21 protein-coding genes and 1 tRNA gene are annotated in these 18,772 nt (G+C 51.1%); 14 read left to right on the top strand and 8 right to left on the bottom strand.

Annotated elements, in window-relative coordinates:
* Nucleotides 1-161 precede the first annotated feature (161 nt).
* Together NZ653_06040 and NZ653_06035 are read right to left on the bottom strand one after the other, a co-directional pair.
* A complete protein-coding gene (locus NZ653_06040; protein MCS7286674.1) occupies nucleotides 162-482 on the bottom strand; it encodes a transposase in 321 nt (106 codons plus the stop codon).
* Nucleotides 483-637: 155 nt separating this feature from the next.
* On the bottom strand, nucleotides 638-1,078 hold the full coding sequence (locus tag NZ653_06035; GenBank protein ID MCS7286673.1) for an Rrf2 family transcriptional regulator: 441 nt from the start codon (nucleotides 1,076-1,078) through the stop codon (nucleotides 638-640).
* A gap of 214 nt (nucleotides 1,079-1,292) precedes the next feature.
* Here NZ653_06035 and NZ653_06030 point away from each other — a divergent pair, with 214 nt between their 5' ends.
* From NZ653_06030 to NZ653_06020, 3 genes are read left to right on the top strand one after another with little or no spacing between them, the layout of a single operon-like run.
* Nucleotides 1,293-2,498, top strand: coding sequence for a DUF438 domain-containing protein (locus NZ653_06030; protein ID MCS7286672.1), 1,206 nt, complete (start codon nucleotides 1,293-1,295; stop codon nucleotides 2,496-2,498).
* A gap of 9 nt (nucleotides 2,499-2,507) precedes the next feature.
* The gene (locus NZ653_06025) at nucleotides 2,508-3,065 is read left to right on the top strand and encodes a nitroreductase family protein (GenBank protein ID MCS7286671.1); all 558 of its coding nucleotides are present in this window, start codon (nucleotides 2,508-2,510) and stop codon (nucleotides 3,063-3,065) included.
* Nucleotides 3,062-5,116, top strand: coding sequence for a thioredoxin domain-containing protein (locus tag NZ653_06020; protein ID MCS7286670.1), 2,055 nt, complete (start codon nucleotides 3,062-3,064; stop codon nucleotides 5,114-5,116). Before NZ653_06025 ends, NZ653_06020 begins: the two co-directional genes overlap by 4 nt.
* A 258-nt stretch (nucleotides 5,117-5,374) precedes the next feature.
* Here NZ653_06020 and NZ653_06015 read toward each other — a convergent pair.
* Nucleotides 5,375-5,461, bottom strand: a tRNA-Ser gene (locus NZ653_06015).
* Nucleotides 5,462-5,646: 185 nt separating this feature from the next.
* On the opposite strand from NZ653_06015, the gene NZ653_06010 reads away from it, so the two are divergent.
* The gene (locus NZ653_06010) at nucleotides 5,647-6,201 is read left to right on the top strand and encodes a TMEM165/GDT1 family protein (protein MCS7286669.1); all 555 of its coding nucleotides are present in this window, start codon (nucleotides 5,647-5,649) and stop codon (nucleotides 6,199-6,201) included.
* Between the two features lie 6 nt (nucleotides 6,202-6,207).
* Nucleotides 6,208-6,603: a secondary thiamine-phosphate synthase enzyme YjbQ gene (locus tag NZ653_06005; GenBank protein ID MCS7286668.1), complete on the top strand. Its 396-nt coding sequence runs from the start codon at nucleotides 6,208-6,210 to the stop codon at nucleotides 6,601-6,603.
* Here NZ653_06005 and rplI read toward each other — a convergent pair.
* From rplI to NZ653_05990, 3 genes are all read right to left on the bottom strand, one after another.
* Nucleotides 6,600-7,049, bottom strand: a complete 450-nt coding sequence (gene rplI, locus NZ653_06000; GenBank protein ID MCS7286667.1) for a 50S ribosomal protein L9 — start codon at nucleotides 7,047-7,049, stop codon at nucleotides 6,600-6,602. The genes NZ653_06005 and rplI overlap by 4 nt on opposite strands.
* Nucleotides 7,050-7,149: 100 nt before the next feature.
* Complete coding sequence (locus NZ653_05995) at nucleotides 7,150-9,294, bottom strand: hypothetical protein (GenBank protein ID MCS7286666.1); 2,145 nt, start codon at nucleotides 9,292-9,294, stop codon at nucleotides 7,150-7,152.
* A gap of 584 nt (nucleotides 9,295-9,878) precedes the next feature.
* Nucleotides 9,879-10,331, bottom strand: coding sequence for a PQQ-binding-like beta-propeller repeat protein (locus NZ653_05990; protein MCS7286665.1), 453 nt, complete (start codon nucleotides 10,329-10,331; stop codon nucleotides 9,879-9,881).
* Nucleotides 10,332-10,565: 234 nt separating this feature from the next.
* Between NZ653_05990 and NZ653_05985 the strand changes: the two genes are divergently transcribed.
* The 9 genes from NZ653_05985 to NZ653_05945 all read left to right on the top strand — a co-directional run bounded on the left by NZ653_05985 (nucleotide 10,566) and on the right by NZ653_05945 (nucleotide 16,432).
* Nucleotides 10,566-10,703: a hypothetical protein gene (locus tag NZ653_05985; protein ID MCS7286664.1), complete on the top strand. Its 138-nt coding sequence runs from the start codon at nucleotides 10,566-10,568 to the stop codon at nucleotides 10,701-10,703.
* Between the two features lie 43 nt (nucleotides 10,704-10,746).
* A complete protein-coding gene (locus tag NZ653_05980) occupies nucleotides 10,747-10,905 on the top strand; it encodes a hypothetical protein (GenBank protein ID MCS7286663.1) in 159 nt (52 codons plus the stop codon).
* A gap of 736 nt (nucleotides 10,906-11,641) precedes the next feature.
* A complete protein-coding gene (rplU, locus tag NZ653_05975; protein MCS7286662.1) occupies nucleotides 11,642-11,953 on the top strand; it encodes a 50S ribosomal protein L21 in 312 nt (103 codons plus the stop codon).
* A 19-nt stretch (nucleotides 11,954-11,972) separates the two neighbouring features.
* Complete coding sequence (gene rpmA, locus NZ653_05970; GenBank protein ID MCS7286661.1) at nucleotides 11,973-12,230, top strand: 50S ribosomal protein L27; 258 nt, start codon at nucleotides 11,973-11,975, stop codon at nucleotides 12,228-12,230.
* A 20-nt stretch (nucleotides 12,231-12,250) separates the two neighbouring features.
* On the top strand, nucleotides 12,251-12,484 hold the full coding sequence (gene rpmE, locus NZ653_05965) for a 50S ribosomal protein L31 (GenBank protein MCS7286660.1): 234 nt from the start codon (nucleotides 12,251-12,253) through the stop codon (nucleotides 12,482-12,484).
* Between the two features lie 2 nt (nucleotides 12,485-12,486).
* Nucleotides 12,487-13,095 (top strand): thymidine kinase, encoded by a 609-nt coding sequence (locus NZ653_05960; protein MCS7286659.1) that lies wholly within the window; start codon nucleotides 12,487-12,489, stop codon nucleotides 13,093-13,095.
* Nucleotides 13,070-13,369, top strand: coding sequence for a GYD domain-containing protein (locus NZ653_05955; GenBank protein MCS7286658.1), 300 nt, complete (start codon nucleotides 13,070-13,072; stop codon nucleotides 13,367-13,369). The genes NZ653_05960 and NZ653_05955 overlap by 26 nt, the downstream gene beginning before the upstream one ends.
* A gap of 12 nt (nucleotides 13,370-13,381) precedes the next feature.
* Nucleotides 13,382-15,094: a single-stranded-DNA-specific exonuclease RecJ gene (gene recJ / locus NZ653_05950; protein ID MCS7286657.1), complete on the top strand. Its 1,713-nt coding sequence runs from the start codon at nucleotides 13,382-13,384 to the stop codon at nucleotides 15,092-15,094.
* Between the two features lie 21 nt (nucleotides 15,095-15,115).
* Nucleotides 15,116-16,432: a hemolysin family protein gene (locus tag NZ653_05945; GenBank protein ID MCS7286656.1), complete on the top strand. Its 1,317-nt coding sequence runs from the start codon at nucleotides 15,116-15,118 to the stop codon at nucleotides 16,430-16,432.
* A gap of 72 nt (nucleotides 16,433-16,504) precedes the next feature.
* Here NZ653_05945 and dnaK read toward each other — a convergent pair whose 3' ends face one another.
* Together dnaK and NZ653_05935 are read right to left on the bottom strand one after the other, a co-directional pair.
* Nucleotides 16,505-18,391: a molecular chaperone DnaK gene (gene dnaK / locus NZ653_05940; GenBank protein ID MCS7286655.1), complete on the bottom strand. Its 1,887-nt coding sequence runs from the start codon at nucleotides 18,389-18,391 to the stop codon at nucleotides 16,505-16,507.
* Nucleotides 18,369-18,572, bottom strand: a complete 204-nt coding sequence (locus tag NZ653_05935; GenBank protein ID MCS7286654.1) for a hypothetical protein — start codon at nucleotides 18,570-18,572, stop codon at nucleotides 18,369-18,371. Before NZ653_05935 ends, dnaK begins: the two co-directional genes overlap by 23 nt.
* Nucleotides 18,573-18,772 lie beyond the last annotated feature (200 nt).

The following is an 18,772-nucleotide window of genomic DNA, read 5'->3' as shown; positions in this document are numbered from 1 at the left end:
TTTGAGCGCCCGGAATTCATCCCATCCCTTTTCCGATTCGGCATCCTGAATCGTCCGCTCCGCAAAGTAGGGGAGGAATAGCCATCCGAATACCTGGGCTGTGCTCCTGCAGGGCCTGATAGACCTCCCGACCCACTTCCCCATAGACCTTCAGACCACTACTATCCAGAACCCGATGCAGGGGTCCCTGAGCCCGCTTCGGAAGACGGACGTCCATCTTTCGGCCTCGCCGGGAAAGGGTCGTAGGGTCCAGAACCGGCAGGGGAATCCGAACGGACAAAGCCCTCTGCTCCCCGATGGGGAAGGAGAAAGACCTCCCGAAGGGTCAGGACCGTCTCTATGGCAATATCGCTGTAGAAGAAAGGGGCTCCCCGATGATTCGGCCTTTCATACCGCCATCCGGCGATGGCCTCATCCGATATCCAGAGGGTCCCAGAGCCCCTCTGGACCAGAGCCCGGTCATATTCTGGCCAATTCCGCACCCAGTAGCGGGTCTTCCTGGGTTGCTTCTTTCGCTTTTCCGGGTGCTTCTGTGGTCGGGGGTGGGAGCACTTTTTCCTCCTCATACCCCCAATTATGCTCTTTTTCAATCAGATGTCCAGATTTGTGCACCAAAGCCCTTCAGTCATTTTTCTCATTATGCACTTCCCGTGGGGCTTTTTTCCTCCTGTTTGCTGAATCTGTAGGCTAATTGCTCAAAAGTGGTCTCCCTGAGGTGTTCCTTTAACTCCTTATCTATATCAATCCACAATTCACGAACGGGGCAAGTGGAAGTAAAAGGGCATGCCCTGGGGTCCTCAATGCAAGGGCTTACCCGGGGAACTCTTCCCACCGCCTCCATTACTTCCAGGATACTTATCTGGGAGGGCATCTTGGCCAGATAAACTCCGCCCTTCAGCCCCTTTAAGCTTTTTAGAAGGCCCGCTTTTGCAAGCCTGGTCAAAATGCGCCGTGTAAAAGCTTTAGGGATGACCTTTTCTACTGCCAGCCGCTTTGCGCTGACCCTGGTGCCTTCCGGTTGCATGGCAAGGTATAAAATAACCCTTATAGCATAATCGGTCTCACGGTTCACCAACATTTCCCAGCTCCTGAATGCTACTATTTCTCTCAACATTATGCTACAAAAACGAAGCAATGTCAACTTAACCTTAAGTCCTGCGCCGGAACTTGCTGCCAGATGGTGGTGAAGGAAAAGGCCTCAGCCCCAGCTTCCCCGACCTGAGACAAAAGTCGTTGAATCCATTGGCACAATTGGATAAAATTCTCTAAGAAAATTCCTGGGGAGGAAGTATATGAGCGAGCTTTTCGGGAAAGACCGGAAGGAAATCCTGAAGGAAATCATCCGAAAAATCCATCAGGGAGCCAATCCGGAAGAGGTTAAAGCGCAGTTTCAGACCCTTCTTCAAAACGTCTCAGCTATGGAAATAGCCAGAGCTGAAGAAGAGTTGATAAAAGAAGGACTGCCGCGGGAAGAGGTCCACAGGCTCTGTGAAGTCCATCTGGCTGTTTTCAGAGAAGGCCTTGAAAAGAGAGGCCCAACCCTGGCTCCCCCATGGCATCCCATCCACATCCTGATGGAAGAACACCGCATTCTCCTGGAAAACGCCGCCGAGCTTGTGGAGCTTGCTCATAAGCTTGGAGAACTTGGAACATTAGAGCCAGAAATCCGCGACCACCTTTCACACTTAGCTGAGCATTTCAGAGATTCCGAGAGCCATTACGTTCGGGAAGAAAACGTCCTTTTCCCTTACATAGAAAAACATGGTATTACGGAACCGCCGGCAATAATGTGGATGGAGCATCAGCAGATAAGGGAAGTGAAAAAGAAGCTCTATCAGATACTGGAGAGGGCTTCAGCCATATCCTTTCCCCAGCTCGTTCAGGAATTAACCAGCACCGCGCAATCGCTCCAGAATTGGCTTACCACCCACTTCCACAAAGAGAACAACATCCTTTTCCCCCTTTCACTGCAGGTGATAGGCCAGCAGGAGTGGGCCGACATAAGGCTTCAGTTTGATGAACTGGGCTACTGCTGCTTCACTCCAGTGGAAGCGATGCCTGCGCCTGTAGAACTTAAAGAGCCAGCCCGTCTGGAAGGGGAAATCGCCTTTGAGACCGGCACCCTCACCTATCAGGAACTGGAAGCTATCCTCAACACCCTCCCGATAGAGATAACCTTTGTGGATAAAAACGACATAGTGCGTTACTTCAACCGGGCCGAAACCAGAATCTTCCCCCGAACTCGTGCTGTTCTGGGAAGAACCGTTCAACAGTGCCACCCCCAGAAAAGTATCCACGTGGTCAACCGAATAATAGAAGAATTCAAAGCCGGCGTTAGAGACGTGGCCGAGTTCTGGATAAATTACAGGGGACGTTTTTTGCACATCCGTTACTTTCCGGTCCGAAGCCCCCAGGGAGAATACCTTGGGGTCCTGGAGGTAACCCAGGATATAACCGATATTAAGCGGCTTGAGGGCGAGAAAAGATTGCTGGATTAGAGGGGTTCTATGGATGTGATAGAAGCTATAAGAACTCGCAGAGCATACCGCTCTCTGGAACCTGTTGAAATAACTCCTGAATTGATAAGAGATCTGGGTGAAAGTGCCGGGCTTGCTCCGTCCTGCTTCAACAATCAACCCTGGCGCTTTGTGTTTGTCTACGAGCGAGAAGTACTGGAAAAATTATGGCAAGCTATGAGCCGGGGGAACGAGTGGACCAGGCTTTCTTCCATGATCATAGCAGTAGTTACGCGAAAGGATCTGGATTGCGATATAAAAGGCCGGGAATACTACCTCTTCGACACCGGATTAGCTACCGCTTTTCTCATCCTGAGAGCCACTGAGCTGGGACTCGTGGCTCACCCAATAGCCGGTTATCAAGAAGATAAAGTCAAAGAGATATTGGGAATCCCAGAAGACATGAAAGTGATAACTTTAATCATTGTGGGGAAACACTCCAGAACGATGAGTCCGCTCTTAACCGAAAAACAGGTGGAAGCCGAGAGGACAAGGCCCCCGAGGCTTCCCCTGGAAAAATATGTTTTCCTGAACAGGTGGGAACCATGAAGGGGAAACCAAATCGCCTAATCCATGAAAAAAGTCCCTACCTTCTCCATCACGCCTACAATCCTGTTGATTGGTATCCCTGGGGGGAAGAGGCCTTTGAAAAAGCCCGCCGCGAAGATAAACCCATCTTTCTCTCTATAGGATACCTTGCCTGTCACTGGTGCATGGTGATGGAGAGGGAGTCCTTTGAAGACGAAGAGATAGCAGAGCTTCTCAACCGTCACTTCATCCCCGTTAAAGTGGATAGGGAAGAGAGGCCCGATGTGGATCACTTCTACATGGCCGCATGCCAGGCTATGACGGGCGGGGGTGGATGGCCTCTAACAGTGTTTCTTACGCCGGAGGGAGAGCCCTTTTTCGCCGGCACCTATTTCCCAAAAGAAAGCCGTCACAACCTTCCAGGTCTGAAGGATCTTCTAAAAAGGATAGCTTACTTATGGGAAAACCAGAAGGATTTACTGCTGCGAACTGGAGGAAGAGTAAAAGAATTCCTGGAGAAAACCCCTAAGGCTTCCTATGCCGGAGCCGTAACAGAAAACCTCCTTCGCCTTGCTTACGAAAATCTTTCTTCCCAATTTGACCCTCACTATGGTGGGTTTGGAAAAGCCCCTAAATTCCCGATCACCTCCCACATAAATTTTCTCCTTCGGTGGTGGAAACGTTCGGGGGAAAAATTAGCCCTCACGATGGTTGAGAAAACCCTGGAAGGTTTGAGCAGAGGTGGAATCTGGGATCACATTGGGTTCGGATTCCACCGTTATTCTGTGGATGAAAGATGGCGTATCCCCCACTTTGAGAAAATGTTGTATGACCAGGCCCTCTTGGCGATAGCCTTTCTGGAAACTTTCCAGGTTACCGGCAACTCCTTCTATGCAACCATGGCATCCCGCATTTTTGAATATGCCCTCCGAGACCTGAGATCCCCGGAGGGAGGTTTCTATTCCTCCGAAAGCGCAGAGAGCAGCGGGGAAGAAGGAGGGTTTTACTTCTGGACCAGGGAAGAAGTGGAAGCTGTTCTCGGCAAAGAAAGGGGTGAGCTTTTTAGTTCGTTCTATGGGATAAGCGCCCAGAAAAGCGTACCCTTCATCGCCAGAAGTCCACAGGAGTTCGCCACCGAGAGAGGTTTAACCCTGGAAGAGCTTGAGAGGTTTCTGGAAGAAGGCAGGCAAGCCCTTTTCCAGGCTCGCCTTCAGCGTCCGCACCCCTTGAAGGACGAGAAAATCCTGACGGATTGGAACGGCCTGATGATAGCGGCTCTAGCCATGGGAGGCAGGATCCTGAACGATAAAATTTATACAGCGGCAGCTGTTCAGGCGGCTGAATTTCTGCTGAGGGAAATGCGCACGAGCGAGGGCGTTTTGTTCCACCGCTTTTTTGATGGAGAAAGCGCAATCCCCGCTTTCCTGGACGACTATGCTTTTCTGGCCTGGGGGTTACTGGAGCTTTACGGCGCTACTTTCAACCACCGCTACCTGGAAGAAGCCCTTCTTCTGGCGGAGAAAATGCTGGAACTTTTCCGGGATCCTGAAGGCTACGGCCTTCTCTTCTCAAGGGTCAAAGACCAGGCTCTGCCCTTAACGATGAAAGCCTTTCACGATGGGGTCGTTCCATCCGGTAACTCTGTGGCCGCCCTGGTCCTCCTGCGACTTAGCCGTATTACCGGAAAAACCGAGCTGGAAAGAGAAGGATGGAAAATCCTGGAAGGGGCCGCTGGTCTAATAGGCAGGGCGCCTTCAGCTTACACCTCTATGCTTACAGCCATGGACTTTGCCCTCGGCCCCGTCAAGGAAATAGTGGTGGCAGCAAAATCCCCTCAGGAAGCCGAAACCTTCTTACGAATCCTTAGCGTCCGGTTTTTGCCAGAGGCGATAGTTCTCTTCTGGCCCGGGGGCCCTGATAGGCAAAACATCCTGAAAATTGCTCCCTGGCTTGAGCCTTTACCCCTTGCTGAAGGCCAGGCTATTGTGTATTTGTGTGAAAACTACACCTGCCGCCTTCCTATAGCCAGGCCTGAAGAATTGGAGAAAATTCTCGGAGGGAACAAACTGTGAGGAAAGTAATAATTTACACTCAGCCTCACTGAGCCGATTGTGAAGCAGCAAAGAGTTTCTTTGCTCAGAAAAATATACCCTTTGAAGAAAGGGACTTTAGCACAAATCCAGCTTTCGCTGAAGAACTCAAAAAGCTAACCGGCAGAGTCCTCTCCCCGACCATAATTGTGGATGATCATATTTTCAGCGGTTTTGGGGCAAATTTAGAGAAAATCCTCAGTTTTTTCAGCCAGTAAATCTTTTTCTGCACCTGCAAGGCGGAGGGAGTGGGATTCGAACCCACGGTGGGGCTTACCCCACAGCGGTTTTCAAGACCGCCGCCTTCGTCCACTCGGCCATCCCTCCGAAGATAATATTACCAGAGCCAGGACTTCCTGTCAATTTGGAAATTTTGCTTTAGACCCATCCTTGCCAACCTGAAGCCCTCTGATTTAGAAGCTGCACCTGAATACGGCAAAGTTTCACAGGTGTTTTTGTCTCAGAAAACCTTTTCTGCTATAATGCCCCGGGAATTTTAAAAGGGGTGAAAAATGCAGAGTTTTTTAATCCCTTTTGTCACAATAAGCCTAGCTGAAATCGGCGATAAGACCCAGCTGGCCTTGTTCTGCCTCGCTTCAAGGACCCATAAACGTGCATCTCTCCTGCTGGGGGCACTGCTGGCATTCGCCATTACCGATGGCCTGGCTATACTGTTCGGAGAATTTATAGCGCGAGTTATTCCTCTGGTCTGGGTGAAAATCATTGCTGGTGTTATTTTTATAGGCTTTGGCCTTTTAACCCCGCTCAAATCTTCTGACGAAAGCATGAAATGCGAGCTTAAAGATCCCTTTTCTACGGCTTTTACTATGATCGTTGTTTCGGAGATGGGGGATAAAACTCAAATAGCAACAGCCCTCTTTGCGGTTTCCTACGAGCCCTTTACGGTATTCCTGGGGGTGCTCTGCGCTTTGGGCCTCCTTTCTGTGGTGGCTATATACCTGGGCCAATCCCTGTTTGCAAAGGTTGAACCCCGGCTCCGGTCTTATCTTGCTGGTTCGTTATTTATTCTCATCGGATTCTGGCAACTTTTAGAAATTTGGAGGTGAGGAAAGATGAAAGTTATTGAAGTGCAAACCCGTTCCAAAGAAGAACTGGTGGATATAACAGGGGAAGTGCAGAAAGTTGTGGCTGGGAGCGGGGTTAAAGAAGGAATCTGCTACCTTTTTGTGCCCCATACAACCGCTGGAATAACCGTTAACGAAACATGGGACCCTTCTGTAAGGAAAGACATAGTGGAAGTTTTACGGAAGGTGGCTCCTCCCGGAGCTCACTATCATCATACCGAAGGAAATGCTGACGCCCACGTTAAAACATCAGTGGTGGGAAACAGCGCTTTCGTTTTTGTGTCCGACGGAAAGCTCACTTTGGGGACCTGGCAGGGCATTTACCTGGCGGAATTCGATGGCCCCCGCAGCCGCCGGGTCCTGATTCATGTGGAGTCCTTCTAAGATTCTTTTTCTACCACTACCCTGACCTGAGCTACAAGGCCAGGCATCAGCCTTATGGGGACATTGTAGATCCCCAGCTGTTTTATAGGCTCTTCAAGCTCTATTTTATGTTTATCAAAGGGGCGGCCCAGTTCCTTTTCCAGGGCTAAGGCTATATCAGCAGTCGTTACAGCACCAAATAACTTGTCTTTTTCCCCAGCCTTAACTTTAAATGTAAGGGTCATGCCAGAGAGAAACTCAGCTAAGGCGTGCATATCTTCGGCCAGGCGTTTCATTTTCTCTTCCTGGACACGCTTTTTGAATTCCGCCCTGCTCAAATTCTCAGGTGTAGCAGGCACAGCTAAGCCCTTGGGGATAAGATAATTACGAGCATAGCCGTCGGCCACATCCTTGATATCTCCAGCTTTACCTAATCCTTTCACGTTCGCTAAAAGCAGGACTTTCACTTTTCCCCTCCGAGGAAACAAAGTATTCCCTTTTCCAGCTCTCTGGCCATTGTTTCTGGATAGCTCTCCGAGACCTAGTGACTCCTTCCAGGCTTTTTTGTTAAGAGGGGGCTTCCCAGCCAATGAGCTGCTGGAAGGTCTTCACATCCTGGCGCTTGATTATATTCCTGGCAATAAGCTCCTCAATCCTGACCTGCTCCAGAGATGGGCGTCGCCTCTGGCGGTAACTTATCATGACTTCGCCGTAGCGGATGAGTTCCTTCATGATATTGATGCTCACTTCCAGGCGTTCCTGATCTGGAAGCTTAAGGCTTATCGGCTGAGGGGGGCGCCTCAAATAGTGCCACTGACTGAAGAATGGTTCTGACGCTGGAGCTATGCTTATCCCCAGGTATATGGGCATATCAGCTAAGGGGATAAGGGAAGGGAAAAACTTCTCCAGGAGAGCTATGTAACTTCTGAGAAGGATTACCACTTTTGTTCCCCGAGATATAGGCATAATCCAGAGGTTATCAGCCAAGCGGATGCGATTTCTGGCTCCCACGAGCCGGCATATTTCCAGCTCCAGCTCTTTGAGAAAGCTTTGAAGGTCATCTATAAAGTCTCTAATTATTACAGGCCACCGCAAAGAAGTCTTCAGATGAAAACGCTGGCTGGCCCCCCAGAGGCCAGGGTTTACTTTGTCCAGGTAATTGCTGAAGAGGGTGAGTATGGCGTGTTGCCAGAACCTTGGTTCAAAGAAACAGTAGAGCCAGAGGAGATAACCTCCTGAAAGCCAGGAAATCTGGCTGGAAAAATCCCCTTCCGATGTCCTGATCTCCTGACATATGGAGCAAAGTTCGCTGCCTTTAGCAGGCTCCCTTGCCTCGCAGACCTGGCATAATTCTATCCCCTTTTGTCTTTTTCGTATCTCAGGGGGATGTTTTTCTTCCTGGTACCATGTAGGGCCTTTGCTTTTCTCGGCTCTTTCCCTAACTAATTGCTCTTCCAGCCAGGCTATTTCTTCATTTATCTTCTTCAGCTTCCCCTCAATATTGCTGATTTCTTGCCGCAGAGTTTGAAGGCGAGAAGTTACGTTCCCGTAGGTTTTCTCCCTTTCTTTCTTCAATTTACGGGTAGCATGACGGGTTTTGGGAGAGGTAAGGCGTTTGAGCTCCTCTTCAAGCTTCGCTATCTCTCTCTCCAACTCGGCTGCAAGTCTTTCTTGAACTTTGAGGTCTTCTTCCAGCTGCACCTTCCGGCTTTCCTCTTCGCCTTTAAGGCGTGTCAGTTCTGAAGCCATGGCTTCCAGGAGGATTATCCTGAACTCTATAGCCCTGGATTCTCCTAACGTAGCCAGAGGAGCTTCCTGGTAGCGAAGGGTCACCGGAAAGCCTTTCTCTGTAAAGAAATCGGCGATTTTTTCCAAGCTTTGTTTGTCTCTGCCCGGGATAAAAAGCCAGAAGTGATTGTAAAAAGTGGCGATTACGTTGGAATTGAAAGCCTCTTCTAAATCAGCTATAATTTCTTGAAGCTTGCGGAAAACTTTGAGGTCATCAAGGACCTGGGGCTTCTGGTAGAAATTTACCTGGCCCCATACAACACGGCCAAACCACTTCTGCTCAGCTTCTTCAGGTGTAAAAGCTTCTTCCCCTTCAAGGGCAAGTCTCCATGGAGATTCCATTTCTACCACTTTTTCTTCCAGGGCCTTGTAAAATTGGGAAGTGAGGTAGGAATGAGCGAAAAGGGATGCTATGTTAAAGGGCTTGTAATCGTAGTAGCTCCGAACCTTTAAATGCGAGGAAAACTTCTCCCAAAAGCTCTGGCCCTTTTCCCAGGAGGTGGCCATTTCCAGGGCTTCCTTTAAGGCCTGACTGTTGCTTATAGGAGGGGTAAATTGAGTTAAAGAAGCATGCTGAGGCTGCCAGAGTTTATAAAAGGAAAAGGTGGGCTCCCCTGAGGCGGGAACAACGTTTTCCGGGAAGGCAGAGGCCAACTTATGAGCTAATTCGAGCAAGAATAACTTCTTTCTGAGCTGAGCATCGATCAACTCCTCTTCAGGAAAATGGCCGGCGTAAAAAATAGCCTGAAGGGTGGGCAAGAATTTCTTGTCTTCTAAACCAAGCTTTGAAAGGTCCAGATTGGCAAAGACCTTACCACTGCTGTCGGCAAGGGTTAAAGGTTTCCCATCCCTGGTGGGGAATGAGCCCTTAGGGTTAACAAGTTTGACCAGGTCGTGCATTTCTGGGAAGAAGGGGGAGCTCATATCCACCTCCGATTCTCAATTTAACACTGATAAAATACCATACATGGGCATCAATGTCAAAAAACTTAAGCTGAGGTTCGGATGAGTATCAGGATATTTTGCTGCACCAGCACTCCGGCAGAAAAGTTGCCCAGAGCCCCCAGTAGTAATTTTGGAGCCCATCAGGATTTTCCAAACGGTGGAAATGGCCTTCAAGCCCCTCAGTACAGCCTGACGAAAGGGTGCTGGACGTGGGGAGCTCTTATCCCAAGCGACTCCGCAGGTTGAGCATCGATAACGACCTGGCACAAGGGCTAATGGGAGTATGTCAGGCCGAATGATAGAGTTAGCGAAGCCAGATATCTCAAATTCAGGTCTGAACCGGAATTAATTACGTTCCTCCACCTCTATCGGCAGGGAAAAAATATATCTGTGACCAATAATCAGAGGCCAGACAACCCCCAGGCAGCGTATCTTCTTGCTCCTTTGAAATTGGTTAATATCTGAAGATGGGCTTCGGCCATTTACTTGGGTGAGAGTCTGGTAATTTCCGCAGGGGAAGGGGGAGACCAGTCCTCAGGCGGTCTGGATATTTTGGGAGCTTTTCACTCAAATGCTTCCGGTTCTGGCACATGCGCAGGAGTGGGCGGTGGAATAGGCCAGGATGTCTGCCCGTTTGGAATCAGCATTGCCACGTACTTACCTATTTTCAGAAGAACGGCCTCTTTATAGACGCCCAATACGGTGACATGGAACGAGCCTGGCTTCAGGCTTGTCCAGAGATCCCGACTCCATAACCGATGACCACTTTCCCTATCAAGCGCATGGAGATAGCCAGCATGGCTTCCCACCAGAAGCACTTTCCCAGCCCCAAGCAAGTTTGTGCCCCTTTCGTCGGAAAGTCTGGTTTCCCACACGATCGCACCATTCTGGAGATTAACGTGCCGCACAGTCTTCCCTGCCCTGTAAATTAATGTCCTCTCACTCACCCACAAACCGGAAGGGGGACCAGGGTTAATAACGCTCCAGAGCGGGTGTTCATGTTGTCTTTTCCACACGATTATAGACGTATCTGGAAGTTGACTTTGGTGGGTAATATTCTCGGGCCAGGCGGATTGGATGGTTATCAAAAAGCCGTCCTTATATGCAATCTGTTCGGCTGCCAGATTAGTCAGTTGCGCCTTAATTTCTCCTGTCCATTCATCCGGTTCAATTAAGTTTTTCTCGCATTGCACCCATAATCTCCCTTCCACTGCTAGTGCCGGGCCGGAACACTGGCCAGTGTACTGCCAATGGATTTCACCAGTGTGGGAATCCAGAGCCGTAAGCGTGGAAATTACCCCATCATAAACATATACCGTATGCTCAGCAGCATAGAGGGAGTAATGGACCGTATAAAGAGCGCTCCCAGAGCTGACTACCGCTATTAAGCCTCAGGGCTATAACCCTAATGCGTCGGGCGGATGGACCTAATTGCTGATATGCCAAGAAGAAAACCCTGTCCTTTACAACTGCTATATCAGCGATCCGCAAGCTTACGGGCGGATTGTATCGCCAGAGCACCTGACGATCGGAGAAGTGGATGCATTCCAGAACCCCCTCCTTAAGCCAAACCAGCCTATCCTCAACTAGGGAAACCCTCTCAACTTTTCTTTCAACCCACCGATAGCCCAGAGGTGGGTGCAGGATTCCGGGGTAAGTCAGGGGTGAGGTTGTTATTTTTTTCCGGAGATGGGGGAAGTAGGGGCATAGGTTAACCGTGGGTGTGGTGAGGGGCGATGGGGGGGGTACAAAGTTCTCCCACAACTTCCAAGGAGCAAAATGCCTACCAACATTATCCATAGTCCGTGGCTTTTCATAAGGCAATATCCTTTCCGCCAATTTTCCCTCGCCGGACCCGGTAACTCTCCGAACTTAGGTTTAATCTGCCGTGTGCAAGGCGAGGCCGTCAGAGCAGGCCTATCCATTCCTCACAGCGGCTGAGGCCCTGGTTGTTCCAGACTGGAACAACCCCGAGGGAAAAAGGTCCCGCCTCTATATTATGAAAGTCGTCTTCTTAAAAAGAAATGGCCGGAAGACCGAAGGGGGGTCCTCACTGGGGGACCGACCTCCTGAGCTGGTGGACGAAAAGGCATAAGAGGCGCTTCCCGGGCAGGTGATGGGGCTAAGTCTGAGGACAGGAAAGCCGTGGATAACGGATGCGCTGGTGGGAGAGGGTTCCCAATTCCGCTTCCGGTGGAAGAACCGGGTGTTTAGATTGTGATGACTGAAGGTAGCCGACCAGGCGCATTGGTTTGACAATAGAGCCTTAGCGAGTATAATTTGAATGATTTAAGGACACGTTAATGCTGAAAGGGGGGAGCAGACGATGTACGCTGTTATTGAAAGTGGGGGCAAACAGTACCAGGTTTCTGCCGGCAGTGTTATTGAGGTAGAGAAGTTGCCGGTGGAGCCAGGAAGAGAAGTTGAAATTGATAAGGTCCTTATGGTGGTGGACGGGGAAAAGGTGCAGATTGGGAGGCCTTTTGTAGAGGGGGCCCGGGTTAAGGCCGTAGTTCAGGAGCATTTCAAAGGCCCTAAAATCATTGTTTTCAAATACAGGCCTAAAAAGCGTTACCGCCGAAAGAAAGGCCACCGCCAAATTTACACACGCCTTCTCATTAAAGAGATAATAGCTTGAGAAAGGAGGTGAAGGAGAAATGGCTCACAAAAAAGGAGGAGGCTCCAGCCGGAACGGTCGCGATAGCAACTCCAAGCGCCTCGGTGTAAAGCGCTACGGAGGCCAGCTGGTAAGGGCTGGAACTATTTTAGTCCGCCAGAGAGGAACAAAAGTTAAGCCTGGAAGCAATGTTGGGGTAGGGAGGGATTACACCTTATATGCTCTGGTGGATGGTATCGTAAAATTTGAAAAGAAGGGTGGCAGGACCTGGGTAAGCGTATTGCCGCTTACAGCTTAAGGAGGAGGTAAAAAGAGAAGATGAAAAAAGGAATACATCCGGAATTTTATACCGACGCCCAGGTGATATGTGCCTGTGGCAATACTTTTATAACCGGCGCCACCAAAAAGGTAATCCGCACTGACGTTTGCTCCGCCTGTCACCCCTTCTTCACGGGGGAGCAGCGTATAGTGGATACTGGAGGCCAGGTTGAACGCTTCAAGAGGAGAGCCCAGAAGACCGAAGAGCTGAGCCGTAAAAAAGAGGAAGGATAAAAATGCATCCCTATTACCCTTCAGGGTGGATTGAGGTGATCTGCGGGCCCATGTTCTCTGGAAAAACTGAGGAGCTAATCCGGCGGGTTAAAAGGGCCCGCATTGCCCGGCAAAAGGTTCAGGTCTTCAAACATGGTATAGATAAGCGCTATCATCCGGAAAAGGTTATATCCCACAGTGGAGCTGATCTGGAAGCAATACCTGTTTCCGAAGCGCGCCAGATTCTGGAACTTCTGGAGCCCGAAGTGGAAGTGGTGGCTATTGATGAGGCCCAGTTCTTTGATTGGGAAATTGCCGAAGTTTGCAACGAGTTGGCCGATAGAGGCATAAGGGTTATAGTAGCGGGGCTTGATATGGACTTCAGGGGCGAACCTTTCGGCCCCGTCCCTCTTCTTATGGCTCAGGCCGAGCAGGTGGATAAACTTTCAGCTATTTGTGTCGTATGCGGAGCTCCTGCTACCAGAACGCAGCGCCTTATAAACGGACGCCCCGCTTCTTACGATGATCCGGTCATCCTAGTGGGCGCTCAGGAGATGTATGAGCCCCGCTGCCGACGTTGCCATAAGGTTCTGAGGGGAGAAAACCATGGCGACGTTCGTAATCCTGTCTAAGGTGTCAGAGGAAGGGATAAAGAGGATTAAAGACCTGGGGAAAATGGAAGAGGAGTTTGAGAAGGAGCTTAAAAAGGTTTGCCCTGAGGTAAAACGCATCGCCAGTTACGCCCTCCTGGGAGCTTATGATTTTCTCCACATTATTGAAGCCCCGGATGCCCTCTCGGCAGCAAAGGCGGCTATTATATTGAATTACTTTGGAGCAACTTCAACTCAAACCCTTACGGCTATACCCTTCAAAGAGTTCGCCAAGATAGTAGAAACGCTGAAATAATCGGGAAAAACTATGGGCTTCACCAAATGGGTTATAGCTCCTTCTCCTCCGCTTTCCCTTCTGAACTCCTTTCCCAGTATCCCGCCCCTGGTGGTGAAAATTCTATACAACCGGGGGGCCAGGACCCCATCCCAAATTGAGGCTTTCCTCAGAGGCGGAGAAGAGCCTTTCAATCCTTTCAAGATGAAGGATATGGATAAAGCTGTAACCCGCATCCGCAGGGCAATAAAGGGACGGGAACCCATTGCTATTTACGGCGATTTTGATGTGGACGGATTAGCAGCCACCGCCATCCTCCTGGAAACTATCAGAGCTCTGGGGGGAAACGTCATTCCATATATTCCCGACAGGTTATACGAAGGCTATGGCCTCAACAAACCTGCCCTCAGGTCCCTTGCGCGTAAGGGGATAAGACTGGTCATAACCGCCGATTGCGGGATCCGGTCAATAGAGGAAGCCCGCTATGCCCGCCAGATAGGCCTCGACCTTATCATAACCGATCACCACGCTATAGGGCCGGAGATACCGCCAGCCTTGGCCGTAATAAACCCAAAAAGGGCCGATTGCCTTTACCCCTTTAAAGAACTAGCCGGGGCCGGCGTAGCTTTCAAGCTATCTCAGGCCCTCTTTCTGGCCAACCGGCAGGTTCCCATCTCACCCCTTCCAGTGGAAGAACCAGAGCTCTACGACCTGGTAGCTCTCGGCACAGTGGCGGATGTGGTCCCTCTCACCGGTGAGAACAGGACTCTGGCTGTGCGAGGGATTCAAAGCCTCAACTCTGTAGCCAGGCCAGGTCTAAGGGCCCTTATGCAGGTGGCAGGGGTGGCACCCGGGGAGATCGATTCTTATGCCATAAGCTTTATCCTGGGGCCACGCCTCAACGCCCCAGGCCGTCTCACCACAGCTATGCTGAGCCTGGACCTTCTAACAAGCCAGGACGAAGCAAAGGCTTTAGAGCTCGCCCGGGAATTAGACCGATGGAACCGGCAACGCCAGAAGCTCATGAACGAGCATTTAGAGAAAGCCCGTTTTAAGGCCCTTGAGTTACTGGAGAGAGACCTGGTGCTAATAGTGGGGGATGAGAGTTTTGCTCCGGGAGTAGTGGGGCTTGTGGCCAGTAAGCTGGTGGAGGAATTTTACCGCCCTGCTGTAGTTATGGAGCTATCCCCCGAAAGAAGCCGAGGCTCAGCCAGGAGCATCCCGGAATTCGATATAACGGCAGCTCTGGACCAGTGCGCTGATCTCCTTCAGAAGTATGGAGGGCATGCAGCAGCTGCAGGGTTGACCCTGGAAACCCGCAACCTTCCCGCCCTCAAGGTGCGGTTAGAGGAAATCGCCCGGGAAAACCTGAAGGGCATGGAGCTTGTCCCGACCCTCAAAATTGATGCTGAAACCTCCCTCGACCAGATAACCCCTGAGCTCTGCCATTATATATCTATGCTTGAACCTTTCGGCTACGCCAACCCCGAACCCCTTTTCCTGACCCGTCGGGTTAAAGTTCAGGAGTACCGGCTGGTAGGGGAAGAATCCAGGCACCTCCGTCTGACTCTGGCCTGGGCTTCAAGGACCTGGGCAGCCATAGGTTTCAGGATGGGCTTGAGGGCTGGGGAAGTAAGGGAGTTTCTTGACATCGTCTATACCCCCAAGTTGACCCGCTGGGGCAATCAGGAAGGGGTAGAGCTCCATCTCAGGGATTTCCGCCCTTCCGCAAGCTCTTATCGTTAGAGAACGGTAGGAGGTAAGTGTATGGAGGAAGGTTCTTTATTGGCCTTGAGGCTTTTCATTGTGTTTTCGATCATCGCCTTAAATGCTTTCTTTTCTGCCGCTGAATTCGCTCTGGTTTCTACCAAAAAGCCCTCTCTGGAAGCCAAAGCCGCTCGCGGAAGCCGGTCTGCAATTATTGCCCTTCATTTTTACAATAACCCGGACCGTTTCATAGCTGCCTCTCAGGTGGGCATAACCATCGCAAGCCTTGCCTTGGGTTGGGTCGGAGAAGAAACAGTAGCTCAAATTTTAAAGCCATTTTCCCGCTACCTTTTTGGTTGGGCTGGGGACCTTGTGTCCCACACAGCAGGAGCAGTCTTAGCTTTCGGTACAATAACCTACCTCCATGTGCTTCTGGGAGAACAGGTCCCCAAGAGCCTGACCCTCCGTTGGGGTGAAAAGGTGTTTCTGAGCTCGTCAATCCCCATGCAGTGGTTCTATGCTATCTTCAAGCCCTTTATCTGGCTCCTGGACCGGTCCGCAGCCATCATCCTTAAACCTATAGGCATAGAGGTTGGAGCTGCCCTCCGGGCCGTCCACACCCTTGAAGAACTCAAAGCCCTCATAAAGGGAAGCTATCGGGAAGGAATCCTGGAGGAGGCAGAGGAAGAACTTTTAACGAAAGTTTTCGATTTCGGGGAAAGGACCGCAAGGGAAGTCATGATACCCCGAACAGAAATAGTAGCCATAGAAGCTGACCTTACCCTGGCGGATTTTCTGGAGGAGTTCAAGCGCTCCCGCCATGCTCGTTACCCAATTTACGAGGATTCCATTGACAACATTATAGGCTTTGTGGCCATAAAAGATGTGCTTCTCAACGTGAGCCAGGACCCTGCAAGCTTTCAGAAGAAGGTGCGGGAATTAGCTCGACCCGCCTACGTGGTCCCTGAAAGCAAGCCGATAGATGAGCTTATGAAGGAGATGAGGACGAACCGCATCCACATGGCAGTGGTGATAGATGAATACGGGGGCACGGCGGGGCTTGTCACCCTGGAAGAGCTGTTGGAGGAGATCGTGGGGCGGGTCACTGATGAATCAGCCCTGGAAAAGCCTCTTATAGAGAAAGTTAGCGATAATGTTTACTACCTTGACGCAGCCCTCAGAGTAGACGAGGTGAACGAGACTCTGGGTCTCACGCTGCCGGAGAGTGAGGATTATGAGACACTGGCCGGCCTTATTTTCACCCAACTTCAGAGGGTCCCCCGCGAAGGGGATGAGCTTCACTGCCAAGAGGTCAAGTTAACCGTAACGGAAATGAAGGGCCCGAGGATCGTAAGGGTTAAGCTGGAAAGGAAGTGAAGCTAAGGGCGCTGGAAAATTAAAGGCCCTGCGGGCTTGTGAGCTAATTTACACCCGCAGGGCTTCTGTTGGTTACATTGTCCTGTATTCACCTTCTACCACGTCTCCCTGATGTTCTCCCTCAGGAGGACGCTGGCCATTGCCTCCGGGCCTTGTCTGGGTGCTATACCACCTTTCGGACAAGCGATAGCTGGCCTGCTGGAGCCGCTCCATAGCCCTTCTGATGGCCCCTATGTCGTCACCCTTCATGGCTTCTTTGACCTCAGCTATGCGGGCTTCCAGCTCGCGGCGGTCATCGGGTGGGATTCTATCACCCATTTCCCGCAGGAGCTTTTCAATGGAGTAGACGAGGTTATCGGCCTGGTTGCGGGCCTCGGCCAGCTCGCGCTTGCGCCGGTCCTGCTCCGCGTACTGCTGGGCTTCTCTTATCATGCGTTCAATTTCGGCCTGGGTAAGGTTAGTGGAGGCCGTTATGGTTATCTTCTGCTCCCGGCCGGTGGCCATATCCCTGGCCGAGACATTGAGGATTCCGTTGGCGTCAATGTCAAAAGTTACCTCTATCTGGGGAACCCCTCTTGGAGCAGGGGGTATCCCCTCCAGGCGGAAGCGACCCAGGGTTATGTTATCGGCCGCCATGGGGCGCTCTCCCTGAAGCACATGGATTTCCACTGCGGTCTGGCCATCCTCGGCGGTAGTGAAAATCTCACTCTTACGCACCGGAATAGTGGTGTTGCGGGGGATGAGGACGTGCATTATCCCGCCCAGGGTTTCAACGCCCAGGCTCAGAGGTGTAACGTCCAGAAGGAGCACGTCTCTAATTTCCCCTGCCAGGACGGCTGCCTGTATAGCTGCCCCTATGGCCACCACCTCATCGGGGTTAACTCCCTTGTGGGGCTCTTTGCCCGTCAGTTCCCGGACGAGCTTCTGTACTGCTGGCATCCGGGTAGCGCCGCCCACAAGGATTACTTCGTCCAGGTCCTGAGGCCTGAGCCTGGCATCGCTCAGAGCCTGCATGAAGGGCCCCTTGAGCCGCTCCGTAAGGTCTGCCGTGAGCTGTTCAAACTTGGCTCTGGTAAGACGCATCTGCAGGTGCTTGGGCCCGGAAGCATCAGCCGTGATGAAGGGCAGGTTAATTTCCGTTTCCATCAGGGTAGAAAGCTCTATTTTGGCCTTCTCGGCCGCTTCCTTCAAACGCTGGAGGGCCTGGCGGTCCTGGCGCAAATCTATCCGGTGCTCTTTGTAAAACTCATCGCATATCCACTCAATGATTCTCTGGTCGTAATCATCGCCACCAAGATGAGTATCGCCAGCTGTTGCCAGGACCTCTATAACACCATCGCCCACCTCAAGGATGGAGACGTCAAAGGTGCCGCCACCCAGGTCAAAGACCAGGATTTTCTCGTTCTCCTTCTTGTCCAGCCCGTAGGCGAGGGCTGCAGCGGTGGGCTCATTGATGATGCGGAGCACCTCAAGGCCAGCGATGCGCCCCGCATCTTTGGTGGCCTGACGCTGGGAGTCGTTGAAATAGGCGGGAACGGTAATTACTGCTTTGGTCACGGGCTCGCCCAGGTAAGCTTCCGCATCAGCCTTGAGTTTGGCCAGAATCATGGCTGAAATTTCCTGAGGTGTATACTCTTTGCCAGTGATAGGAATGTAAACGCGAGCGTCTCCCTGGGGCCCTCTGACGACCTTATAGGGGACACGCCTCCTTTCTTCTTCTACCTCTTCGTATCGGCGGCCCATAAAGCGTTTGATAGAAAATACAGTATTTTCGGGGTTAATTATGGCCTGGCGTTTGGCAGGCCTACCTACGAGCCTCTCCCCGGTCTTGGTGAAGGCCACTACTGAGGGGGTAAGGCGTTCCCCTTCAGCGTTATGGATCACAATGGGTTCACCGCCTTCCACAATCGCAATAACAGAGTTAGTAGTTCCAAGGTCAATGCCCACTATCTTCGCCATCTTCCACCACCTCCTCCATGATTATAATGGGAGCTATTTCTTCGGGATTGGGCAGGTGGGAATAATCGCACGTACAGGGTCCTCCCTGGCTGCATCCCACGCAGCAGTAGAACCTGCCTTCCACCACCGTGGGTTTCCAATTTATCACGATCCCGCAATTAGCACAGGTTATCTTACCCATCCTGCCCTCCCGCAAGGGGCATTAAAGCACAGGCGCATTAGAGAGGCGATAGAGGAACGTTAGAGAAGCATTAGAAATTTTAACACGTTAGGGGGTTGCCACGAGGGCGAAAGTGTGCTAAACTTATAGAAGGTAAGCCACTAAATTTTGTGGTTTTACCCATCAAAGACCAAACATTTAGTTCATTATGTAAAGGAGCT

It is taken from the genome of Anaerolineae bacterium (assembly GCA_025062375.1).
GTDB lineage: Bacteria > Chloroflexota > Anaerolineae > SpSt-600 > SpSt-600 > SpSt-600.
The sequence above is the reverse complement of the archived record's forward strand: the minus strand, read 5'-3'. Positions and strand labels throughout refer to the sequence as shown.

What these genes read in the sequence shown, in the direction of transcription:
- rplU (MCS7286662.1), top strand. Translation starts at nt 11,642, where the DNA reads ATGTACGCTGTTATTGAAAGTGGGGGCAAACAGTACCAGGTTTCTGCC.
- NZ653_05935 (MCS7286654.1), bottom strand. Translation starts at nt 18,572, where the DNA reads ATGGGTAAGATAACCTGTGCTAATTGCGGGATCGTGATAAATTGGAAA.
- NZ653_05955 (MCS7286658.1), top strand. Translation starts at nt 13,070, where the DNA reads ATGGCGACGTTCGTAATCCTGTCTAAGGTGTCAGAGGAAGGGATAAAG.
- NZ653_06010 (MCS7286669.1), top strand. Translation starts at nt 5,647, where the DNA reads ATGCAGAGTTTTTTAATCCCTTTTGTCACAATAAGCCTAGCTGAAATC.
- NZ653_05995 (MCS7286666.1), bottom strand. Translation starts at nt 9,294, where the DNA reads ATGAGCTCCCCCTTCTTCCCAGAAATGCACGACCTGGTCAAACTTGTT.
- NZ653_06030 (MCS7286672.1), top strand. Translation starts at nt 1,293, where the DNA reads ATGAGCGAGCTTTTCGGGAAAGACCGGAAGGAAATCCTGAAGGAAATC.
- NZ653_05945 (MCS7286656.1), top strand. Translation starts at nt 15,116, where the DNA reads ATGGAGGAAGGTTCTTTATTGGCCTTGAGGCTTTTCATTGTGTTTTCG.
- NZ653_06005 (MCS7286668.1), top strand. Translation starts at nt 6,208, where the DNA reads ATGAAAGTTATTGAAGTGCAAACCCGTTCCAAAGAAGAACTGGTGGAT.
- dnaK (MCS7286655.1), bottom strand. Translation starts at nt 18,391, where the DNA reads ATGGCGAAGATAGTGGGCATTGACCTTGGAACTACTAACTCTGTTATT.
- NZ653_06035 (MCS7286673.1), bottom strand. Translation starts at nt 1,078, where the DNA reads ATGTTGGTGAACCGTGAGACCGATTATGCTATAAGGGTTATTTTATAC.
- NZ653_05985 (MCS7286664.1), top strand. Translation starts at nt 10,566, where the DNA reads ATGGATTTCACCAGTGTGGGAATCCAGAGCCGTAAGCGTGGAAATTAC.
- NZ653_05960 (MCS7286659.1), top strand. Translation starts at nt 12,487, where the DNA reads ATGCATCCCTATTACCCTTCAGGGTGGATTGAGGTGATCTGCGGGCCC.
- NZ653_06025 (MCS7286671.1), top strand. Translation starts at nt 2,508, where the DNA reads ATGGATGTGATAGAAGCTATAAGAACTCGCAGAGCATACCGCTCTCTG.
- NZ653_06020 (MCS7286670.1), top strand. Translation starts at nt 3,062, where the DNA reads ATGAAGGGGAAACCAAATCGCCTAATCCATGAAAAAAGTCCCTACCTT.
- rpmE (MCS7286660.1), top strand. Translation starts at nt 12,251, where the DNA reads ATGAAAAAAGGAATACATCCGGAATTTTATACCGACGCCCAGGTGATA.
- rpmA (MCS7286661.1), top strand. Translation starts at nt 11,973, where the DNA reads ATGGCTCACAAAAAAGGAGGAGGCTCCAGCCGGAACGGTCGCGATAGC.
- recJ (MCS7286657.1), top strand. Translation starts at nt 13,382, where the DNA reads ATGGGCTTCACCAAATGGGTTATAGCTCCTTCTCCTCCGCTTTCCCTT.